General features: G+C 74.2%; 17 protein-coding genes. 5 read left to right on the top strand and 12 right to left on the bottom strand.

Features of this window, described 5'->3' with window-relative positions; translation table 11 throughout:
* Nucleotides 1-48: 48 nt before the first annotated feature.
* Entirely contained in the window at nt 49-426 is a 378-nt protein-coding gene (locus IE219_RS11255; protein WP_189976501.1) for a GntR family transcriptional regulator, read from the bottom strand.
* A gap of 73 nt (nt 427-499) precedes the next feature.
* Here IE219_RS11255 and IE219_RS11250 point away from each other — a divergent pair, with 73 nt between their 5' ends.
* Nucleotides 500-1,423, top strand: coding sequence for a GNAT family N-acetyltransferase (locus IE219_RS11250; RefSeq protein ID WP_189976500.1), 924 nt, complete (start codon nt 500-502; stop codon nt 1,421-1,423).
* A complete protein-coding gene (locus tag IE219_RS11245) occupies nt 1,404-1,889 on the top strand; it encodes a ribonuclease FAU-1 family protein (RefSeq protein WP_189976499.1) in 486 nt (161 codons plus the stop codon). The genes IE219_RS11250 and IE219_RS11245 overlap by 20 nt, the downstream gene beginning before the upstream one ends.
* An 87-nt stretch (nt 1,890-1,976) precedes the next feature.
* Here IE219_RS11245 and IE219_RS11240 read toward each other — a convergent pair whose 3' ends face one another.
* The 3 genes from IE219_RS11240 to IE219_RS11230 are packed head-to-tail and all read right to left on the bottom strand — an operon-like array spanning nt 1,977 to nt 4,959.
* Nucleotides 1,977-3,464, bottom strand: coding sequence for a tripartite tricarboxylate transporter permease (locus IE219_RS11240; protein WP_189976498.1), 1,488 nt, complete (start codon nt 3,462-3,464; stop codon nt 1,977-1,979).
* Between the two features lie 2 nt (nt 3,465-3,466).
* Nucleotides 3,467-3,973: a tripartite tricarboxylate transporter TctB family protein gene (locus IE219_RS11235; RefSeq protein ID WP_189976497.1), complete on the bottom strand. Its 507-nt coding sequence runs from the start codon at nt 3,971-3,973 to the stop codon at nt 3,467-3,469.
* Nucleotides 3,970-4,959, bottom strand: coding sequence for a Bug family tripartite tricarboxylate transporter substrate binding protein (locus IE219_RS11230; RefSeq protein WP_189976496.1), 990 nt, complete (start codon nt 4,957-4,959; stop codon nt 3,970-3,972). Before IE219_RS11230 ends, IE219_RS11235 begins: the two co-directional genes overlap by 4 nt.
* Nucleotides 4,960-5,110: 151 nt before the next feature.
* Between IE219_RS11230 and IE219_RS11225 the strand changes: the two genes are divergently transcribed.
* Complete coding sequence (locus IE219_RS11225; RefSeq protein ID WP_189976495.1) at nt 5,111-5,779, top strand: response regulator; 669 nt, start codon at nt 5,111-5,113, stop codon at nt 5,777-5,779.
* A 3-nt stretch (nt 5,780-5,782) separates the two neighbouring features.
* On the opposite strand, the gene IE219_RS11220 is transcribed toward IE219_RS11225, so the two are convergent.
* Together IE219_RS11220 and IE219_RS11215 are read right to left on the bottom strand one after the other, a co-directional pair.
* The gene (locus tag IE219_RS11220; protein WP_189976494.1) at nt 5,783-7,927 is read right to left on the bottom strand and encodes a tetratricopeptide repeat protein; all 2,145 of its coding nucleotides are present in this window, start codon (nt 7,925-7,927) and stop codon (nt 5,783-5,785) included.
* Nucleotides 7,924-8,334: a hypothetical protein gene (locus IE219_RS11215; RefSeq protein WP_189976493.1), complete on the bottom strand. Its 411-nt coding sequence runs from the start codon at nt 8,332-8,334 to the stop codon at nt 7,924-7,926. Before IE219_RS11215 ends, IE219_RS11220 begins: the two co-directional genes overlap by 4 nt.
* 241 nt (nt 8,335-8,575) lie before the next feature.
* Between IE219_RS11215 and IE219_RS11210 the strand changes: the two genes are divergently transcribed.
* Nucleotides 8,576-9,553, top strand: a complete 978-nt coding sequence (locus tag IE219_RS11210; protein WP_189976492.1) for a lytic polysaccharide monooxygenase auxiliary activity family 9 protein — start codon at nt 8,576-8,578, stop codon at nt 9,551-9,553.
* 10 nt (nt 9,554-9,563) lie between these two features.
* Here the strand turns inward: IE219_RS11210 and IE219_RS11205 are convergent, their stop codons facing one another.
* Complete coding sequence (locus IE219_RS11205; RefSeq protein WP_189976491.1) at nt 9,564-10,421, bottom strand: esterase/lipase family protein; 858 nt, start codon at nt 10,419-10,421, stop codon at nt 9,564-9,566.
* A gap of 201 nt (nt 10,422-10,622) precedes the next feature.
* Here IE219_RS11205 and IE219_RS11200 point away from each other — a divergent pair, with 201 nt between their 5' ends.
* A complete protein-coding gene (locus IE219_RS11200) occupies nt 10,623-11,651 on the top strand; it encodes an ABC transporter permease (protein ID WP_189976490.1) in 1,029 nt (342 codons plus the stop codon).
* Nucleotides 11,652-11,714: 63 nt separating this feature from the next.
* On the opposite strand, the gene adhE is transcribed toward IE219_RS11200, so the two are convergent.
* The 5 genes from adhE to IE219_RS11175 all read right to left on the bottom strand — a co-directional run bounded on the left by adhE (nt 11,715) and on the right by IE219_RS11175 (nt 18,996).
* Nucleotides 11,715-14,309 (bottom strand): bifunctional acetaldehyde-CoA/alcohol dehydrogenase, encoded by a 2,595-nt coding sequence (adhE, locus tag IE219_RS11195; RefSeq protein WP_229849720.1) that lies wholly within the window; start codon nt 14,307-14,309, stop codon nt 11,715-11,717.
* Between the two features lie 187 nt (nt 14,310-14,496).
* Nucleotides 14,497-15,321, bottom strand: coding sequence for a DUF1684 domain-containing protein (locus tag IE219_RS11190; RefSeq protein WP_189976488.1), 825 nt, complete (start codon nt 15,319-15,321; stop codon nt 14,497-14,499).
* Nucleotides 15,318-16,637, bottom strand: a complete 1,320-nt coding sequence (locus tag IE219_RS11185) for an NtaA/DmoA family FMN-dependent monooxygenase (RefSeq protein WP_189976487.1) — start codon at nt 16,635-16,637, stop codon at nt 15,318-15,320. Before IE219_RS11185 ends, IE219_RS11190 begins: the two co-directional genes overlap by 4 nt.
* Complete coding sequence (locus IE219_RS11180; RefSeq protein WP_189976486.1) at nt 16,634-17,722, bottom strand: LLM class flavin-dependent oxidoreductase; 1,089 nt, start codon at nt 17,720-17,722, stop codon at nt 16,634-16,636. Before IE219_RS11180 ends, IE219_RS11185 begins: the two co-directional genes overlap by 4 nt.
* Nucleotides 17,723-18,024: 302 nt before the next feature.
* A complete protein-coding gene (locus IE219_RS11175) occupies nt 18,025-18,996 on the bottom strand; it encodes an ABC transporter substrate-binding protein (protein WP_189976485.1) in 972 nt (323 codons plus the stop codon).
* Between the last annotated feature and the right edge of the window lie 13 nt (nt 18,997-19,009).

Genomic DNA, 19,009 nt, shown 5'->3' with positions numbered 1-19,009 from the left:
CGGGGCTCCGGGTGCGGGCCGTGCCGAGGCGGCACGGCCCGCACCGGTTCACTCGGAGTCGTACGCGGCCCGCAGCGCGTCCCGGACGGCGCCCTCGGCCTCGTCCCGGGTGAGGCCCAGGCGGTACGCCTCCTCCGCGTACTGCGCGGCGGCGGAGGCCGCCCGGCGGCTGGCGGCGTCACCGGCCGCCGCGACGAAGGTGCCGTGCCGGCCCCGGGTCTCGATGACCCCGTCGGCCTCCAGGGCCTTGTACGCCTTGGCGACCGTGTTCGCGGCGAGCCCCAGCTGCTCCGCGAGTCCCCGGACCGTCGGCAGCTTGTAGCCGACCGGGAGTCTGCCCGACCGGGCCCGCTCCGAGATCTGGGCGCGCAGCTGTTCGTAGGGGGCGGTGGTGGACTGCTGGTCCACAACGAGAGTCAGTGTCACCCGCCCGATTCTGCCCCCACCCCGCCGGAAAATGGGAGGCGGCGGTACGGCCCCGCCCGTAGCGTGCGGCCCCATGACTGTGATCGTCCGTGATGTACGGCCCGAGGACGCCGGGGGTTTCGCCCGCGTCCGGCGGGCGGCCTTCCCCTACATGCTGGCCACCGCCGAGCAGACCGCCGCCGCCTGGGCACACGCCCATCCCGACGCCCGCGCCCGGCCGCTGGTCGCCGTGACGGAGGACGGCGACGTCATCGGCACCGCCGAGGTGGCCCTCGCCCACGAGTCCCCGGAGCCGGGGATCGGCTCGGTCAACGTGGGCGTGGACCCGGCGCACCGGGGCCGGGGCGCCGGGGCGCTGCTGCTGCGGGCGGCCGAGGAGCACCTGGCGGAGCGCGGCGCGACGACCCTGTACAGCTGGGTCCTGGACACCCCCGGGGACCGGGCCTTCGCCGGACGGCACGGCTACGCGCCGAGCCGGTCGGCCCGCTTCCTGCGGCTGGACCTGGCCTCGGCCGCGCTGCCGCCGCGCCGGGAGCCCCCGGCCGGCGTCGAGCTGCGCACGGCGGCCGGCTTCGCCACCGACCCCCGGCCGCTCTTCGAGCTGGACGCGGCGACCAGCGCCGACGAGCCGGGCGACGTCGCCGCCGTCCTCGACGACTACGCGCACTGGCTCGCCACCACCTGGAGCAACCCGCTGCTCGACCGGGAGCTGTCCGTGGTGGCGGTGGTGGACGGGGTGCCGGCCGCCTTCACCGCCGCCCTGACCGACGGCCTGGGCCGGTACGGCTCCGGGATGACCGGCACCGCGCCCGCCTTCCGGGGCCGGGGGCTGGCGAAGCTGGTGAAGAACGAGTCGCTGCACCGGGCGCGGGCGGCGGGCTGCCGGGAGGCGTTCACCGGGAACGACGCCGCGAACGGACCGATGCTGGCGGTCAACGCCTGGTTCGGCTACGAGGTGGCGGCGACGGAGGTGCGGCATGTCCGGACGCTCGGTTGAGGTCGCGCTGTGGAAGGCGGGCCGGCTGAAGATCCGCTACCCCGCCGAGGTGCTGGCCGAGACCGCCACCCGGCTGTCGGTGCGGGCGCCGTGGGCGGCCGAGGGGGTGCGCGACTTCGGGTTCGTGCGCTTCGAGCCGGGCGACGTCTTCGTCGAGCACTACTGGGCCGACCGCTGGTACACGGTGAAGGAGGTCCGGGCGGCCGACGGCGTCCTCAAGGGCTGGTACTGCGACGTCACCCGGCCCGCCGCGATCGGGCCCGCCGGGGTGGTGGTGGAGGACCTCGACCTGGACCTGTGGGTGTCGGCCGACGGCAGCGAGGTTCTGCGGCTCGACGAGGACGAGTTCGCGGCGAGCGGCCTGTCCGCCGCCGACCCGGAGGCCGCCGAGCGGGCCGTCGCCGCCCTCGACGAGCTGGCCCGGCTGGGCCGGCACGGCCTGACGGCCCTGCTCGCCGCCGTCTGAGCCCTCCCGCGCGCGAAGACGGGAGTACGCCCCCGGCCGTCCCGAACGGGGGTCGGGAGGGACGGGGGCGTACGTGCGGGGCCGCGCTCAGGAGGCGCGGCGGGCCACGGCCTTCCGCAGCAGCGGCCACCCCAGCAGGAGCAGCACCACCGCGTAGACCGTCACCGAGAACGGCGTGTTCACCAGGCCGGTCAGGGAGCCGTCGCTGATCTGGAGCGCCCGGCGCAGCTGCTGCTCGGCGGCCGGGCCGAGGATGACGCCGATCACCGCCGGCAGGACCGGCAGGCCGTACCGGCGCATGCCGAGGCCGAGGAGGCCCACGATCAGCAGGACGACCAGGTCGAGCGCCTCGCCGCCGACCGCGTACGCGCCGACCGCGGCGAAGAACAGGATGCCGGCGTACAGGTAGGGGCGCGGGATGCGGAGCAGCTTCGCCCAGACCGGGGCCAGCGGCAGGTTCAGCGCGAGGAGCAGCACCATGCCGACGAAGAGCGAGGCGATCAGGCCCCACACCAGCTCGGGCTCCCGCTCGAAGAGCAGCGGGCCGGGCTGGATGCCGTACTGCTGGAAGGCGGCGAGCATCACCGCGGCGACGGCCGTCGTCGGCAGGCCGAGCGTCAGCATGGAGACCAGGGTGCCGGCGGCCGAGGCCGAGGCCGCCGACTCCGGCCCCGCGACGCCCTCGATGGCGCCCTTGCCGAACTCGTCCCGGTGCTTCGAGAGCCGCTTCTCCGTCACGTACGCGAGGAAGGTCGGGATCTCCGCGCCGCCGGCCGGGATCGCGCCGAACGGGAAGCCGATGAACGGGCCGCGCAGCCACGGCTTCCACGTCCGCCGGACGTCCTCGCGGGCCAGCCACGGGCGGCCGACCGGCAGCGGGCGGCCGGAGGTGCGGCGCAGGTGCGCGGCCACCCACAGGGCCTCGCCGATCGCGAAGAGGCCGACCGCGACGATGACGACGTCGATGCCGTCGGCGAGCTGGAGCGAGCCGAAGGTCAGCCGCTGCTGGCCGGTGAGCTGGTCCAGGCCGACCAGGCCGATGGTGAGGCCGATCAGCAGGGAGGCGACGCCGCGGATCCGGGACGAGCCGAGGACCGAGGTGACCGCGATGAAGGCGAGGACCATCAGCGCCAGGTAGTCGGGGGCGCCGATGTCGACGGCGAGCGCGGCGACGACCGGGGCGAGCGCCACCAGCAGCAGCGTGCCGATCATGCCGCCGGTGAAGTGGCCGATCGCGGCGGCGGCGAGCGCCTGCGCGCCCCGGCCCGCCTTCGCCATCGGATGGCCCTCCATCGCGGCGACCACGGCCGCGCTCTCGCCGGGGGTGTTGAGCAGGATGGAGGTGGTGGAGCCGCCGAACATGGCGCCGTAGTAGATGCCGGCGAACATGATGAACGCGCCGGTGGGTTCGAGGCCGTACGTCACCGGCAGGAGCAGGGCGACGGCCATGGCGGGGCCGATGCCGGGCAGCACGCCGATCGCGGTGCCGAGGAGCACGCCGACGGCCGCCCACAGCAGGTTGACGGGGGTGAGGGCGGTCCCGAAGCCGTCCATCAGGGAGGTCAGGGATTCCATGGTCAGAGCACTCCCATCAGCGGGCCGCCGGGCAGCGGGACGCCCAGCAGCCGGTCGAAGACGCCGTAGGTGAGGAGGGAGAGGACGGCCGCGATCAGCGGGTCGCGGGCGGGGTGGCGGCTGCCGAGGACGTAGGCCGCGGCCCAGAAGAGCAGGGCGCCGGAGACCGGGAAGCCGAGCGGGCCGATGAGGACCGCGAAGCCGAGGAAGGAACCGGCGAGGAGGAGCACGGTGCGCCAGTCGGCGGGGGCGTCGAGGTCGACGTCCTCGCCGCCCTCGGCCTCGCCCCGGCCGCCGTGCAGCACGTCGGCGGCGAGGAGGACGGCGACGGCGAGGAGGCCGCAGCCGACGACGAGGGGGACGGTGGCGGGGCCGACCGGGCCGCGGGCGGCCACGTCGACGTCCAGGGTGAGGGCGTCGGTGAGGACGAGGACGCCCAGGAGCAGGAGGAGGGCGCTGACGCCCAGTTCGGAGTGGGCCCGCAGCCAGGCCCGCGCACCGCCGGTCACAGTCCCAGCTCCTTCAGTACGGTGTCGACGCGCTCGTTCTGCGCGGTGAGGAAGGCGCCGAACTCCTCGCCGGGCAGGAAGGCGTCCGTCCAGCCGTGGGTCTTCAGCGACTCCCGCCACTGCGGCGAGTCGTGCAGCTTCGTGACGAGTCCGACCAGCCGCTCCCGCTCGGCGTCGGTCAGGCCGGGCGGGGCGACGATGCCGCGCCAGTTGGTGAACTCGGTGTCGAGGCCGGCCTCGCGGAGGGTGGGGGCGTCGAGGCCGGGGACCCGCTCGGCGCCGGTCACCGCGAGGAGCCGCAGCTCGCCCGCCTCGATCTGGTCCAGGTACTCGCCGACGCCGGAGACGCCGAAGGCGACCTTGTCGCCGAGGATCGAGGCGAGGAGTTCGCCGCCGCCGTCGAAGGGGATGTAGTTGACGTCCCGGGGCGCGATGCCGGCGGCCCGCGCCATCAGCATCGGCGCCAGGTGGTCGGGGCCGCCGGGCGAGGAGCCGCCGCCGACCGGCAGCTTGCCCGGGTTCGCCTTCCAGGCCGCGAGCAGGTCCCCGATGGTCTTGTACGGGGAGTGCTTGGAGACCACGACGATGTCCTGCTCCTCGGTGAGCCGGGCGATCGGGGTGGTGTCGGCGAGGGTGCGGGGGGTCTTGTTGGTGTGGACGGCGCCGACGACGCCGAGCCCCATCGACATGGCGAGGCGGCCGTCGCCGCGCTCGCCGACCAGGCGGGTGAGGCCGACGGTGCCGCCCGCGCCGGGCAGGTTGAAGACCTCGATGCCGCCGGTGAGGCCGGCCTCCTCGGCGTTCTTCGCGACGGTGCGGGCGGTGATGTCGTAGCCGCCGCCGGGGGTGTTGGGGACCATGAACCGCAGGCCGGGTATGTCGGTGCCGGTGTCGGAGCCGGAGCCGCTGCCGGGGGTGAGCAGCGGGGGCCCCACGAGCACCAGCAGCGCCGCCCCGAGCAGGGCGAAGGGGGTGCGAAGACGCAACGAGGCCGCCTCTCGAAGGAAGGGGGGTGGGTTTCCGGGGCGGGCCCGGACGGGGGAAGTGCCCACATGTTGCCCGCGCGTGAGGAAGCTGTCGCGCTTCCGCAACCAATGGACGTTGTGGTCCTTGTGGTCGCGCCCTACCGTGTGCGGCGTGACGAAGGTGCTGGTGGTCGACGACGACTTCATGGTGGCCAAGCTGCACAGCCGCTATGTGTCGGCCGTGCCGGGCTTCTCCGTCGTCGGTGTCGCGCACACCGGCGCGGAGGCGCTGCGCGCCGCGCACCGGCTCCGCCCCGACCTCGTCCTCCTCGACATCTTCCTCCCCGACATGGACGGCATCGGGGTGCTGCGCGAACTGCGCGGGGCGGGCCTGGCGATGGACGCCCTCTTCATCACGGCGGCCCGGGACGCGGGCATGGTCCGGGCGGCGCTGCGGGCCGGCGCCCTGCACTACCTGATCAAGCCCTTCAACCAGGCCGCGCTCCACGAGCAGCTGCGGCACGTGGCCTCGCTGCGGACCCGCCTCGACGGCCTGGACGAGGCCCGTCAGGAGGACGTCGACCAGATCTTCGGCACCCGCCCCCGCGGCTCCCGCGAACTCCCCAAGGGCCTCGCCGCGCACACCGCCGACCTGGTCGAGGGCATCCTCCGCGCCCACCCCGAGGGCCTCTCCGCCACCGAGTGCGCCGAGGCCGGCTCCCTCTCCCGCGTCAGCGCCCGCCGCTACCTGGAGCACTTCGCCGCCACGGGCCGCGCCGAGGTGACCCTCCGCTACGGCGGCACGGGCCGCCCGGAACGACGCTACCGGCCGGCGGGGTGAGGGTCACCCGGCGCGGTACTTCCGGAGCAGACCCTCGGCATGGACCGTCCAGGGGTGCTCGGGCCCCAGGACCCTCCTCCGTCCCTCCACCAGGATCTCGCCCTGCTCGATCGCTTCCTCGCGCCGTCCGAGGGCGTAGAGGGCGGCGCTCAGGGTGGATCGGGTGTTGAGCAGCAGGGGATGGCCCGGCGGAAGGAGCCGCTCGTAGCCGGAGAGAGCCCGCCGGGCGTGGTGGAGCGCTTCGTCCGGCCTGCCTGCGAGGGCGAGCGCGCACGCGTACGACAGTTCGCCGCCGACGGTCAGCGGATGGTCGTTCCCCCAGGCCGTGCGGCAGTCCGCGATGACGGCGGGGCCTTCGGCGAGGAGCTCGTCCCGTTCCCGAGGGGTGCCGGCGTCCGGGTGGCCCGCCATCTCCAGAAGGCTCTTGCGGATGATGAGGGTGAGGGGGTGGGTGGGCCCCAGGGCCGCTTCCCGCTCCCGTGCCACCCGTCGGTTCAGGAGCACCGCGTCGGCGACCCGGTCGAGGTTGTAGAGGGGGCTCCCCAGTCGCCAGCACGCCTCCAGCGTCTCCGGGGCGTCAGGGCCGAGGACCCTCTCGCAGTCGTCGAGCACCTCCTGGTGGACCGCGGCGGACTCCTCGAACCGGCCGACGCGGAAGAGGGCGCGGCCCACCCGGGTGCGCAGCCTGATCAGGGGCACGGTGTCGGCGGGCAGCACCCGGCCGGCGATGTCGAGGGCTTCGCGCGCCAGGGCGAGGGCGGCTGCGAAGTCCCCGGAGCGGTGGACGGCGACGACGAGCCGCACGACCCGGTCGACCACCTCTCCGACGATCTCGGGGGCCACGCCCCACGTCACCGCGCGCCGCAGGAGCGCGGTGACGTGGGGGGCGAGCAGCAGGACCGCCGGGGGCTGCGCGCCGCGTTCGGGGACCTCCGGGAGGAGGGCGCCGAGAAGACCCGCGGCCGTGGTGACGAGGTGTTCGCGCTGCTCGGCGGGGGTCGCGCGGGCGACGCTGTCGAGGACGATGCCGTGCACCCTCAGGCATCGCACCTGTCCGGGGACGAGTTCGGCCAGGGAGTGGTCGAGGAGGCCGCGGAGGGCGGACTCGACGCGGGAAGGGTGGAGCGCGGTGCCGAGGCCGGCCCCGGCGAGGAGGCCGAGCGGGAGCGGGTCGCCCGCCCAGCAGGCGAGCAGCCGGAGCAGGGCGGTGGCCTCGGGGAGGCCCTGGGCGGTGAGGGCGTCGAGGGAGAGCTGCCAGGTGCGGCTGAGCAGGTGGCGGGAGTCCGCGCCGGTCTCGGCGCCCCGGTCGATGAGTTCGACGGGGTGGTGGCCGGCCGCGCCGTCGAGCCCCTGCCGGTACTCCGTGAGGTTCCACGGGTCGATGATCTGGTGGGCGAGGAAGCCGCCGGCCAGGGTGAGCGCCAGCGGGAGGCAGCCGAGGCGGTCGGCTACCTCGGCCGCCTCCTCCGTGCTTCCCGCGTGGGGGGCGAGGTCCTGGAGGACGAGGGCGGCGTCCGCTCGGGGAAGCACGCCGAACCTCAGGAGTTCGGCGCCGGGCCACCAGTGGGCCGCCGCCTGCCGGGTGGTGACGACGGCGGTGCCGGTGGGGCTGGTGCGCAGCCAACCGCCGTCACGGAGGACGGCGGGAGTGTCGGCGTTGTCCAGGACGAGCAGCCAGGGCCGGTCGGAGGCGTCGAGGTGGTGCCAGACGAGGTCGGCCGCCGGGCGCAGCCCGCTGCGCGCGCCGGTGAGTTCGGCGTCGCTGGCACCCCGGTCGGCGGCGACCGCGAGCATGCCCGCGCGCAGCGAGGACGGGTCGGAGGCGTTGACCCAGAACCCGATCCGGCCGGCGTGGTCGACGGCGTGCCGGAAGAGGGTGTGGGCGACGGCGGTCTTGCCGCAGCCGCCCATGCCGTGGAGGACGTAGACGCCGTTGCCCGCGCCGGGGGCGACGGCGGCCCGCAGGCGGGCCATCTCTTCGACGCGGCCGCGGAGCACGACGGGCGCGCGGCCGACCGCCGGGTGGCGCACCGAGTCGGGGCCCGACCAGTCGGGGGCGTGGTGGTGGTGCTCGACGATGTGCTGGTCGCCCAAGGCCTGGTAGACCCGCCCGTGGCCGTCGGCCCGGGCGTCGTTGGCGCCGGTCATGACGAGGCGATCTGCTGGTCGCGGCCCGCCTGGTACACCCGGGCGTGGCCGGAGGCGGTGGCGTGCTGGGTGACCGCGGGGACGTCGGGCAGGGCGGGCCGGAGTTCGTCGAGGAGTGCGCGGAGCACCTCGGCCTCCTCGGGGTGGGCCACGAGCAGGCGCCGGATCCGGCCCTGCCACTCCGCGCCCAGTTCGCCGCCGGTGCCGGAGTCGCCGGTCTCCCGCGCGGCCAGCAGGTCGGTTCGGGCCACCTCCAGTTCGGCGGAGATCGCCTCGGCCCGTTCCGGTTCGGCGCGGCGCCACAGCGATGTGATCCCGTCGCTGACACGCTGCCACGCCTCGGTGGTCAGCAAGGTGACCAGGGTCGTCCCCGCCGTGCCCGCCAGTACGGCCAACTCCGCTTCCACGAACCGCCCCTCCCCGTCGTTCTCGCTTGTCGGCCAGGGTATCCGGGCGGCTCCGGGAGCCACAGCGGATTCACGCCACTGAGAGCCGCCGGGGGGCGGTTCCTGAGGGGGTGCTTTGCTGTGCCTTAAAGGGAGCCTAAGGATCGGGGGGTGGGGGTTTCCGGGGGCGTTTCGGGGTGGGCGGGGGGTTAGCGTGCGGGGCAACCCCCCACTCTTTCCCCCTTGTTAGGAGCGTCCCCCCATGACTTCTCGCCGTACGGCCGCCGCCGTGACCGCCTCCGCCGCGGTCGTCCTCGTCGGGCTGGCCGGTTCTCCCGCGGCCGCGCACGGGTCGATGACCGATCCGGTGAGCCGGGTCGCGGCCTGTTACGCGGAAGGGCCCGAGTCGCCGACGTCGGCGGCCTGCAAGGCGGCGGTGGCCGCGAGCGGGAAGCAGGCGTTCTACGACTGGAACGCGGTGAACATCGCGAACGCGGCCGGGCAGCACCGGCAGCTGATCCCGGACGGGAAGCTGTGCAGCGCCGGGAACGCCACGTACCAGGGGCTGGACCTGCCGCGGGCGGACTGGCCGTCGACGGCGATGGCGTCCGGGGCGCACACCTTCCGGTACAAGGGGACGGCGCCGCACGCGGGGTCGTTCGAGCTGTACGTGACGAAGGACGGGTACGACCCGGCGAAGCCGCTGAAGTGGTCGGACCTGGAGGCGAAGCCGTTCGTGACGGTGACCGACCCGAAGATGGAGAACGGCGACTACGTGTTCCAGGGGACGGTGCCGAAGAAGTCGGGCCGTCACCTCATCTACTCGATCTGGCAGCGCTCGGACTCCCCCGAGGCGTTCTACACCTGCTCGGACGTGGTGTTCGGGAAGGACACCGCCGGGAGCGGCGGGGGCGCCACGAAGGCTCCGGCGCCGACGGCCTCCGCGCCGACCGAGAAGCAGATCGAGAAGGGGAAGGGGCAGTCCTCCGTCCAGCACGGCAACCACGGCACGGGCGGCACGGGCGGGGCCTCGGCGGCCGCGCCGGAGCCGGCCGGGAAGGCCCCGCAGGGCGGGCAGGAGGAGCAGGCCGCGACCGCCGTCGCCGGGGAGGGCGTGGAGCTGGCCGAGACCGGCGGCGACGGCGCCACCCCGTACCTGGCGCTGGGCGGCGCCGCCGTGCTGGCGGCCGGTGCGGCCGTGCTGTTCGGCGCGGGCCGGCGGCGTACCCGCCGGGGCTGAGCCGGGAGGGTCAGCCGATCACCGACAGGCAGGTGGTCGGGGTGGCGCGGGCCGGGTCGAGGGCGTTGGCGACCTCGTGGAAGGCGATCCGGTCCACGGTGCCGATGGCGACGTGCTCGGAGAGGTCGGCGGCGCACTTGTCCTGGAGGAGGACGTTGGTGACGTCCGGCCCGGTCAGGAACTGGCTGCGGTACGGGGTGACCACCTCGTCGTACCGGGTGGCGATGACGTGGTAGCGGACGCCGGGCACGGTGTCGCCGCCCTCGTTGAGCCGGGTGAGGAAGGCCGAGCCGGCGATCTGGTCGGTGAGGCCCGGGGTGGCCGCGGTGAGCAGGTCCTCGGCGCCGGGGAAGTACGGCAGCAGCCGGGTGAGGCCGAGCAGCGTGGTGCCGTGGTTGTCGGGGGCGATGCCGACGAAGGCGTTCACCTTGTCGGCGCCGCCGAGGAACTTGAGGTACCAGCGGGGCATCATGCCGCCCTGCGAGTGGCCGACGAGGTCGGCCTCGGGGGCGCCGGTGGCGGCGAGGACCCGGTCGACGAAGGCGTCGAGCTGTCCGGCGGACTTCTCGATGGGGCCGAGGCCGTTGAAGAGGGGGACGCCGGGCAGCTGCCCGTAGTCGAGCGAGTAGACGCAGTAGCCCCGGTTCACCAGGTAGGGGGCGAGGCCGAGCCAGTTGTCGACGGAGTTCCCGAAGGTGCCGTGGACGAGGACGACCGGGCGGGGGTGGGCGGCGGAGGGCTTGCAGGACCAGTCGTTCCAGCCCCGGGAGGGGGCCGCGGCCTGGGCGGCGGCGGTGGGGGCGAGGACGGCGGCGACGGTCAGGAGCAGGACGGAAAGGGCTCGGACGAGCTGTTTCCAGGGCAGCATCGGGCGATCTCCTTGCGGCTCAAGGGGATGGTGGGGGTGCTGTGCCCTGCGGCCCGGACCACAAGTGGGGATGCGCTCCCGCCAAGTTACGGGCGGGTAGCCGGGACGGGAAGCTACGCGTCGGTAAAAAACCTGACGCGGCGTCGTCCGTTCGGCCCCGTCCCGCCTGCGGGGACCGGCCTCCCGCCGGAGCCTGGGGGCATGAGTCTCGTCGACGAACTGAAAAGCGCCGTCACCCCCCGAGCCGCCCTGCTCGTCGTCGGGGTCTTCGCGCTCCAGCTCCTCTTCATCACCTCGTACGTCGGGGCCCTGCACAATCCGAAGCCGGTGGACGTGCCCTTCGGCGTGGTCGCGCCGGAGCAGGTCGCGGACCGGCTCGTCGGGCAGCTGGAGAAGCTGCCGGGCGATCCGCTCGACCCGCGGACGGTCGCGAGCGCGGACGAGGCCCGGGACAAGATCCTGAACCGGGAGATCGACGGCGCCCTGGTCGTGAACCCGGCGGGCCGCACCGACACCCTGCTCGTCGCCTCCGGCGGCGGTACGGTGCTCTCCTCCGCCCTGGAGAAGATCACCACCAGGGTGGTGGCGACCCAGCAGCGGACGGTGCGGACGGTGGACGTGGCCCCGGCCTCGCCGCAGGACTTCGACGGGCTCTCGGCCTTCTACCTGGTGGTCGGCTGGTGCGTGGGCGGCTACATCTGCGCCGCGATCCTCGCCATCAGCGCCGGTTCGCGGCCGGCCAACCGGGAGCGGGCGGTCATCCGGCTCGGGGTCCTCGCGGTCTACTCGGTGCTCGGCGGGCTCGGCGGCGCGGTGATCGTCGGCCCGATCCTGGACGCCCTGCCGGGTTCGGTCGCGGCCCTGTGGGGGCTCGGCGCCCTGGTGGTCTTCGCGGTCGGCGCGGCCACCCTCGCCCTCCAGTCGGTCTTCGGGATCGTCGGCATCGGCCTGGCGATCCTGCTGGTGGTGGTGCTGGGCAATCCGAGTGCGGGCGGCGCGTTCCCGGCGCCGATGCTGCCGCCGTTCTGGAAGGCGATCGGCCCGGCCCTGCCGCCGGGCGCGGGCACCTGGGCGGCGCGCTCGATCGCGTACTTCAAGGGCAACGACATGACGGCGTCGATGCTGGTGCTGTCCGCCTGGGCGGTGGTGGGCAGCGCGGTGACGCTGGTGCTGGCGTCGATGGGGCGGAAGCCGGAGGCGGATCCGATCGCCGCCGAGGTCGAGCGCTGAGCCCCGCCTCCCCCGTGGGTGAAGGGCCCCCGCCGCGGCGGGGGCCCTTCACACGGGCGGGGGCTACCGGCCGTAGTAGGCCCGGACCATGAGTTCCTTCATCTCCTCGATCATCGGCATCCGCGGGTTGGCGGGGGCGCACTGGTCGGCGTAGGCGTTCAGGGCCTGCTGCGGCAGGGCCGCCATGAAGGCCGCCTCGTCGACGCCCTCGGCCTGGAAGCCGGCCGGGATGCCGCACCGGTCGCGCAGGTCCTCGACGGCGCGGGCGTAGGACTCGACGCCCTCCTGCGGGGTCGCGGCCGGCAGGCCGAGCGCGCGGGCGATCTCCTGGTAGCGCTCGGGGGCGCGGTAGACCTCGGCCTTGGGCCACGGCACGGCCTTGTGGGTGACGGTGCCGTTGTGCCGGATGACGTGCGGCAGGAGGAGGGCGTTGGTGCGGCCGTGGGCGACGTGGAAGGTGTTGCCGAGGGTGTGGGCCATGGCGTGGACGAGGCCGAGGAAGGCGTTGGCGAAGGCCATGCCGGCGATGGTGGACGCGTTGTGCATCTTCTCGCGGGCCCGGGGGGCGCGGGCGCCCTCCCTCACGCAGGTCTCCAGGTTGTCGAAGATCAGCTTGATGGCCTGGAGGCACTGGCCGTCGGTGAAGTCGTTGGCGTAGGCGGAGACGTACGCCTCGGTGGCGTGGGTGAGGGCGTCGAAGCCGGAGTCGGCGGTGACGGCCGGGGGGAGGTGGAGCGGGAGGACGGGGTCGACGATGGCGACGTCGGGGGTGAGGGCGTAGTCGGCGAGCGGGTACTTCTGGGCGGCCTCGGGGTCGGAGATGACGGCGAAGGGGGTGACCTCGCTGCCGGTGCCGGAGGTGGTGGGGATCGCGACGAGCTTCGCCTTCTCGCCGAGCTTCGGGAAGCGGTAGGCGCGCTTGCGGATGTCGAAGAACTTCTCCTTGGTGTCCGCGAACTCGACCTCGGGCCGCTCGTACATCAGCCACATGATCTTCGCGGCGTCCATCGGGGAGCCGCCGCCGAGGGCGACGATGGTGTCGGGGCGGAAGCCGCGCATGGCGGCGGCGCCGGCCCGGACGGTGGCGAGCGAGGGGTTGGGCTCGACGTCGTCGATGACCTGGAGGGCGACCGGTTCGGGGCGGCCGTGGAGGATGTCGGTGATCTTCTGGACGAAGCCGATCTCGCCCATGGTGCGGTCGGTGACGATCGTGACCCGGTGGACGTCCTCCATCTCGCCGAGGTAGCGGACGGCGTTGCGCTCGAAGTAGATCTTCGGCGGGATCTTGTACCACTGGGTGTTCGTGTTGCGGCGTCCGATCCGCTTGATGTTGAGCAGGTCGACGGCGGTGACGTTGCCGGAGACGGAGTTGCGGCCGTACGAGCCGCAGCCGAGGGTGAGCGAGGGGAGGAAGGCGTTGTAGACGTCGCCGATGCCGCCGAAGGTGGAGGGGGCGTTAACGATGACGCGGACCGCCTTGACCCGCCTGCCGAACTCCTCGGCGAGGGCCTCGTCCTCGGTGTGGATCGCGGCGCTGTGGCCGAGGCCGTGGAATTCGACCATGGCGGCGGCGAGGTCGAGGCCCTCGGCGGTCGAGCCGGCCTTGAGGGCGGCGAGGACCGGGGAGAGCTTCTCGCGGGTGAGGGGTTCGTTCTCGCCGGCCTCGGCGCATTCGGCGAGGAGGAGGGAGGTGCCCTCGGGGACCTCGAAGCCGGCCTGTTCGGCGATCCAGGCGGGGGACTTTCCGACGACGTCCGCGTTGAGCCGGGCCCCGCCGCAGTCGGTGCCGAAGGCCGTGGCGCCGAAGAGGTACTCCTCCAGCTTGGTCTTCTCGGCGGCGGTGACGACGTGGGCGCCGAGCCGTTCGAACTCGGCGATGCCCTCCTCGTAGATCTCGGCGTCGAGGATGACGGCCTGTTCGGAGGCGCAGATCATGCCGTGGTCGAAGGCCTTGGAGAGGGCGATGTCGTGGACGGCGCGCTGGAGTTCGGCGTCCTTGGCGATGTACGCGGGGACGTTTCCGGCGCCGACGCCGAGGGCGGGCTTGCCGCACGAGTAGGCGGCCCGGACCATGGCGTTGCCGCCGGTGGCGAGGATGGTGGCGACGCCGTCGTGGTGCATGAGGAGGCGGGTGGCCTCCATGGAGGGCTCCTCGATCCACTGGACGCAGTCGGCGGGGGCCCCGGCGGCGACGGCGGCGTCGCGGACGATCCGGGCGGCCTCGGCGGAGCACTTCTGCGCGGAAGGGTGGAAGGCGAAGACGATCGGGTTGCGGGTCTTGAGGGCGATCAGGGCCTTGAAGACGGTCGTCGAGGTGGGGTTGGTGACGGGGGTCATCGCACAGATGACGCCGACGGGTTCGGCGATCTCGGTGATGCCGTTCAGTTCGTCGCGGGAGACGACGCCGACGGTCTTGAGACCGGCCATCGCGTTCGTGACGTGCTCGCAGGCGAAGAGGTTCTTGACGGCCTTGTCCTCGAAAAGGCCGCGGCCGGTCTCCTCGACGGCGAGGCGGGCTAGGTCGCCGTGGGCGGCGAGGGCCGCCAGCGACGCCTTCCTGACGACGCGGTCGACCTGCTCCTGGTCGAGGGCCTCGTACTCCGCCAGCGCGCCGAGGGCCCGCCGGACGAGCCCCTCCACCCTCTCCTTGGCCTCCATGACAGGCCCTCCTTCGCCGGTGACCGATTTCTTCGTCCCTTCCATTCGACACCCGGTGACCTGCGAGGAGGGGCGCGGAAAGACCTGTGGAGGGGGGCCGGAAGTCCTTTTGTGAAAGCTTTCACAAAGCGGTGCCGGGGAAGGCGGCGGGCCCGGCCGTGGTGACGGCCGGGGCCCGCCGGGCGGCTCAGGCCGTGCGCACCCGCCGCTCCCCCGCCTCCACCGCGAGGTCCAGGGTGTTCCCGGGCGGCGGGAAGGGGCAGATGAAGTGGTCGGCGAAGGCGCACGGCGGGAGCAGCGCCCGGTTGAGGTCCACCGTCACCGCGCCGTCCGCCGCCGGGGCCTCCGGCCGCAGGAACCGGAAGCGGAAGGTGGACCCCCCGCTGGTGGCGTCCGCGAAGACCGCCCACAGCGAGCCGTCGTCCTCGACGGCCGCCTGGAGCGCGTGCACCCGGCCGTCGAGCTCGAAGACCACCTCGCCCGAGAGCCCGAGCCCGCGCTCCCGGCCGTCCGCGTTCGCCACCCGGACGCTGCGCTCCTCCGCGTACGGCCGGTAGACCCCCGGCACCGTCCAGCGCGGGTCGTACGGGGCGGCCTCGATGCCCCGGAACGCCCGCCGCGCCGCCGAGCCGGGGTCGAAGTCCCGTACCGCCCACAGTCCTTCGCGGCGCAGCACGACCAGCCTGCGGTCGCCCGCCGCGACGCGGGACTCGTGGACCGGCGGGTGGTCGGCGGTGAGCCGGACCGTGCCGGCGAAGGGCTTGCCGTCGACGGTGAGGCCGTCGCCGGCGTCCGCCGTCAGGACCAGCTCGTCGCCGTCCTCCCGCCACTCCCCCGGCAGGCCGGGCAGGGCGCCGTCGGGGAAGTCCGCGAGCCAGTGGGTGCCGGTGAGGGAGAGCGGGCCGTACGAGGAGGCCACCGCCGCCTCGCGCCGCTCGTGCCAGTCCCGCCACGCGGCCCCGGGGTCCGGGGAGGTGCCGTCGGCGGGGTGGGTGCCATGCGTGTCGCTCATGGTGTGCCAGCCTTCCACACCGGTGCCGGGAGCCCGAGGTGCGAGCGGAGCGTCGTGCCCGTGTACTCCGTACGGAAGACGCCGCGCTCCTGGAGCAGCGGGACCACCCGGTCGACGAAGTCGTCCAGGCCGCCCGGGGTGAGGTGCGGGACGAGGATGAAGCCGTCGGCCGCCCCGGTCGCCACGTGCTCCTCCAGGGCGGCGGCGACCGAGGCGGGCGTGCCGACGAAGGAGTGCCGGCCGGTGGCCTCGATGACGGTCTCCCGGATCGACAGCCCCTTGGCCTCGGACAGCGCCCGCCAGCGCGCCGCGACCGCGAACGGGTCGGCGACCCGGACCCTGCCCTGCACGAGCGTCGACTCCGGGTCCGGGTCGGTCTCGGGGAACGGCCCGTCGGGGTCGTACGCGGAGAGGTCGCGGCCCCAGACCTGCTCCAGGGTGAGGATCGCGTTCTGCGGGGAGACCTGCTGCCGGCTGATGAGCGCGGCCCGCTCCCGGGCCTCGGCCTCGGTGTCGCCGAGGACGTAGGTGACGGCGGGGAGGATCTTCAGCTCCTCCGGCCGCCGCCCGTACCGGGCGAGCCGGCCCTTGACGTCGGCGTAGAAGGCCCGGCCGGCCTCCGGCTCCGAGTGCCGGGAGAAGATCACGTCGGCGGCGGAGGCGGCGAACTCCCGCCCCTCGGCGGAGTCCCCGGCCTGGATGACGACCGGGTGCCCCTGCGGCGGCCGCTCGACGGTGACCTCGCCCTCGATCCGGAACTGCGGCCCGTCGTGGGCGAAGCGGCGCCGCTCGCCGCCGGCCGGCCAGGAGTCCCACAGCTCGCGGACGGTGGCGAGGGCCTCGGCGGCCCGCGTGTACCGGTCGGCCCGGTCGAGGAAGCCGCCGCGCCGGAAGTTCTCGCCGGTGAAGGCGTCGGAGGAGGTGACGACGTTCCAGGCGGCCCGGCCGCCGCTGAGGTGGTCCAGGGAGGCGAGCCGCCGGGCCAGCTCGTAGGGCTCGTTGAAGGTGGCGTTGACCGTGGCGGCCAGGCCGAGGCGGTCGGTGACGGCGGCCAGCGCGTTCAGGACGGTGATCGACTCGGGGCGGCCGACGACGTCGAGGTCGTGGACGCGGCCGGCGTGCTCGCGCAGCCGCAGCCCCTCGGCGAGGAAGAAGAAGTCGAACAGGCCACGCTCGGCGGTGCGCGCGAGGTGCTCGAAGGAGGAGAAGTCGATCTGCGAGCCGGAGCGCGGATCGGCCCAGACGGTGGTGGAGTTGACGCCGGGGAAGTGCGCGGCGAGGTGGATCTGCTTCCTGGCCGGCCGGGACTCGGTCACGCGTCGGCTCCCTTCGGGGCGTACTGGCTGACGGGCCGGGGCAGGCCCAGGTGGTCGCGGAGGGTGGTGCCCGCGTAGGCGGTGCGGAACAGGCCCCGCCCGCGCAGCGCGGCCACCGTCCCGGCGGCGAAGCGCGGCAGGTCGCGGGCCGGGTCGGCCGGGACGAGGTGCAGGCCGTCGACGGCCCCGCCGCCGTGCCAGGCGGCGATCCGCTCGGCGAGGGCGGCGGGGTCGGCGAGGTCGGAGTCCCCGGAAGGGCCGGAGTGTCCGAAGGGGTCGGAGTGACCAGAGGGGTCGGAGTGACCGGGGAGACCGGGGAGACCGGCGGGGACGCTGAGCAGTACGCGCAGCAGTTCCGGATCGCGGCCGTGGGCGCGGGCCGCCCGGTGGAGTTCGGCGCGCAGCCCGGCGGCCTCCTCGGGCGAAGCAGCCCTGATCAGCGCCACGTCCGCGTGGCGGGCCGCCGTCTCGCGGGCCTCCGGGCGGGTCGCGTCGACCACGACGACCGGATGGCCCTGCGGGGGCCGGGGCACGATCGACGGGCCCTTCACGGAGAAGACGGACCCCTGGAAGTCGACGTGGTGGAGCTTGTCGCGGTCGATGAAACGGCCGGTGGGAACGTCCCTGATCTCGGCGTCGTCCTCCCAACTGTCCCACAGCCGGCGGGCCACCTCGGCGACCTCGCCCGCCTCCTGCCACAGGGCGGCGGTCGGCGGGGCGGCCCGGCGGCCGAACAGGGCGGCCTCGGCGGCGCCCCGGGACACCTCGACCCGCCAGCCGGCCCGGCCCCGGCTCACCCAGTCCAGGGTGGCGACGGCCGCCTGGACGTGGAAGGGCTCGGTGTGGGTGGTGGTGACGGTCGGCACCAGGCCGATCGACCGGGTCGCGGGCGCGACCCGGGAGAGGACGGCGAGCGCGTCGAGTCCGGGCCGGGAGAAGGAGTCGTCGTGGGTGAGGAAGTCGAGCCCGGCCTCCTCCCCGATCCGGGCGAGCGCCACGGCATCGGCGGCGGCCCGGGTGCCGACGGCCCCCGGGGCGATCTCGGCGGCGAGATGAAGCGGTCGGTACGGGTGCGCACGGGTCATGCGAGGTCCTCCGGAGGCGGTACGGGGTGGGGCGGGTCGGGTACGGACGGGACGGCCACGGGCCGGGAAGGCCGAACGGGTACGGCCGGGCGGGACGGCCACGGGCGGAAAGGCCGGACGGGTACAGGCAGACGGGACGGCCACGGGCCGGAAAGGCCGGACGGGCGGGTATGGGCCGGAAGGCGGACGGGTACGGGCGGACGGGCGGGTACGGGCGGGCGGTCACCGGCCGGGGGGCACCGGGGGGCCGGGGGCGCCGCGGGGGACGCCCCCGGGGCCGTACGGCCGCCCCGGACTGCGGGTCAGTTCGTGGTGCGGGGCAGGCCCGGGGGGTTGATCTCGGACTTCTCGACGGCCTCGGTGGACAGACCCCAGCGCTCCAGGACCTTCGCGTAGGAGCCGTTGCCGATGACGTGGTCGAGGGCTGCGGCGTACGCCTTCACCAGGCCGCTGTCCTTCTTCGTCGCGGCGGCGATCTTGCCCTGGAGGCCGGCGCCGGCGCCGGAGAACGTGCCGATCACCTCGGTCTGCCCGGCGGACGCCACGTGGTAGGCGGCGGACGGGTTCGGGCCCAGGTAGGCGTCGATGCGGCCGGACTGGAGGGCGAGGTAGTAGTCGGTGGAGTTCTGGAAGTAGGCGATGTCCACGCCCTCGCGGCCGGCCTTCTCGTTCTCCTTCGACCAGTCGACGAGGATCTTCTCCTGGTTGGTGCCGGAGCCGACCGCGATCCGCTTCCCGGAGACGTCCTCGGGGCCCCGCACCTTCCAGTCGGCGCCCTTCTTCGCCTCGAAGGCGAGGTCGTCGAGGCGGTAGGTGGCGAAGTCGTACTTGTCCTTGCGCTCCTCGGTGACGGTGACGTTGGAGAAGGCCGCGTCGAACTTGCCGCTGTCGAGGCCGACGAAGAGGTTCTCCCAGGAGACCACCTGGAAGTCGGGCTTCAGGCCGAGCGCGTCGGCGACGAGGGTGGCGAGGTCGGTCTCGACGCCGATGAGGGTCTTGTCGTCGGTGGCGTAGAAGCCGAGCGGCGGCGAACTGCCCGCGCTCACGCCGATGACGAGGGTGCCTCTCTTCCGGACGGCCTCGGGCAGCGCGGCGGCGGCCCCGGCGGACTTCCCGGTGCGGATCCGCTTCTGGTCCGGGCCGATGTTCACGCCCGGCCCCTTCTGCCCGTCGGGCTTGATCTCGGTGGTGGGGTCGCCCGTGCCGCAGGCGGTGAGGGCCCCGAGGGCGGTGAGCGCGGCGACGGCGGCGAGGAGGGTGCGGCGGGACGTCATGGCGGGACTCCTT

Source organism: Streptomyces termitum, from assembly GCF_014650175.1.
GTDB lineage: Bacteria > Actinomycetota > Actinomycetes > Streptomycetales > Streptomycetaceae > Streptomyces > Streptomyces termitum.
The sequence above is the reverse complement of the archived record's forward strand: the minus strand, read 5'-3'. Positions and strand labels throughout refer to the sequence as shown.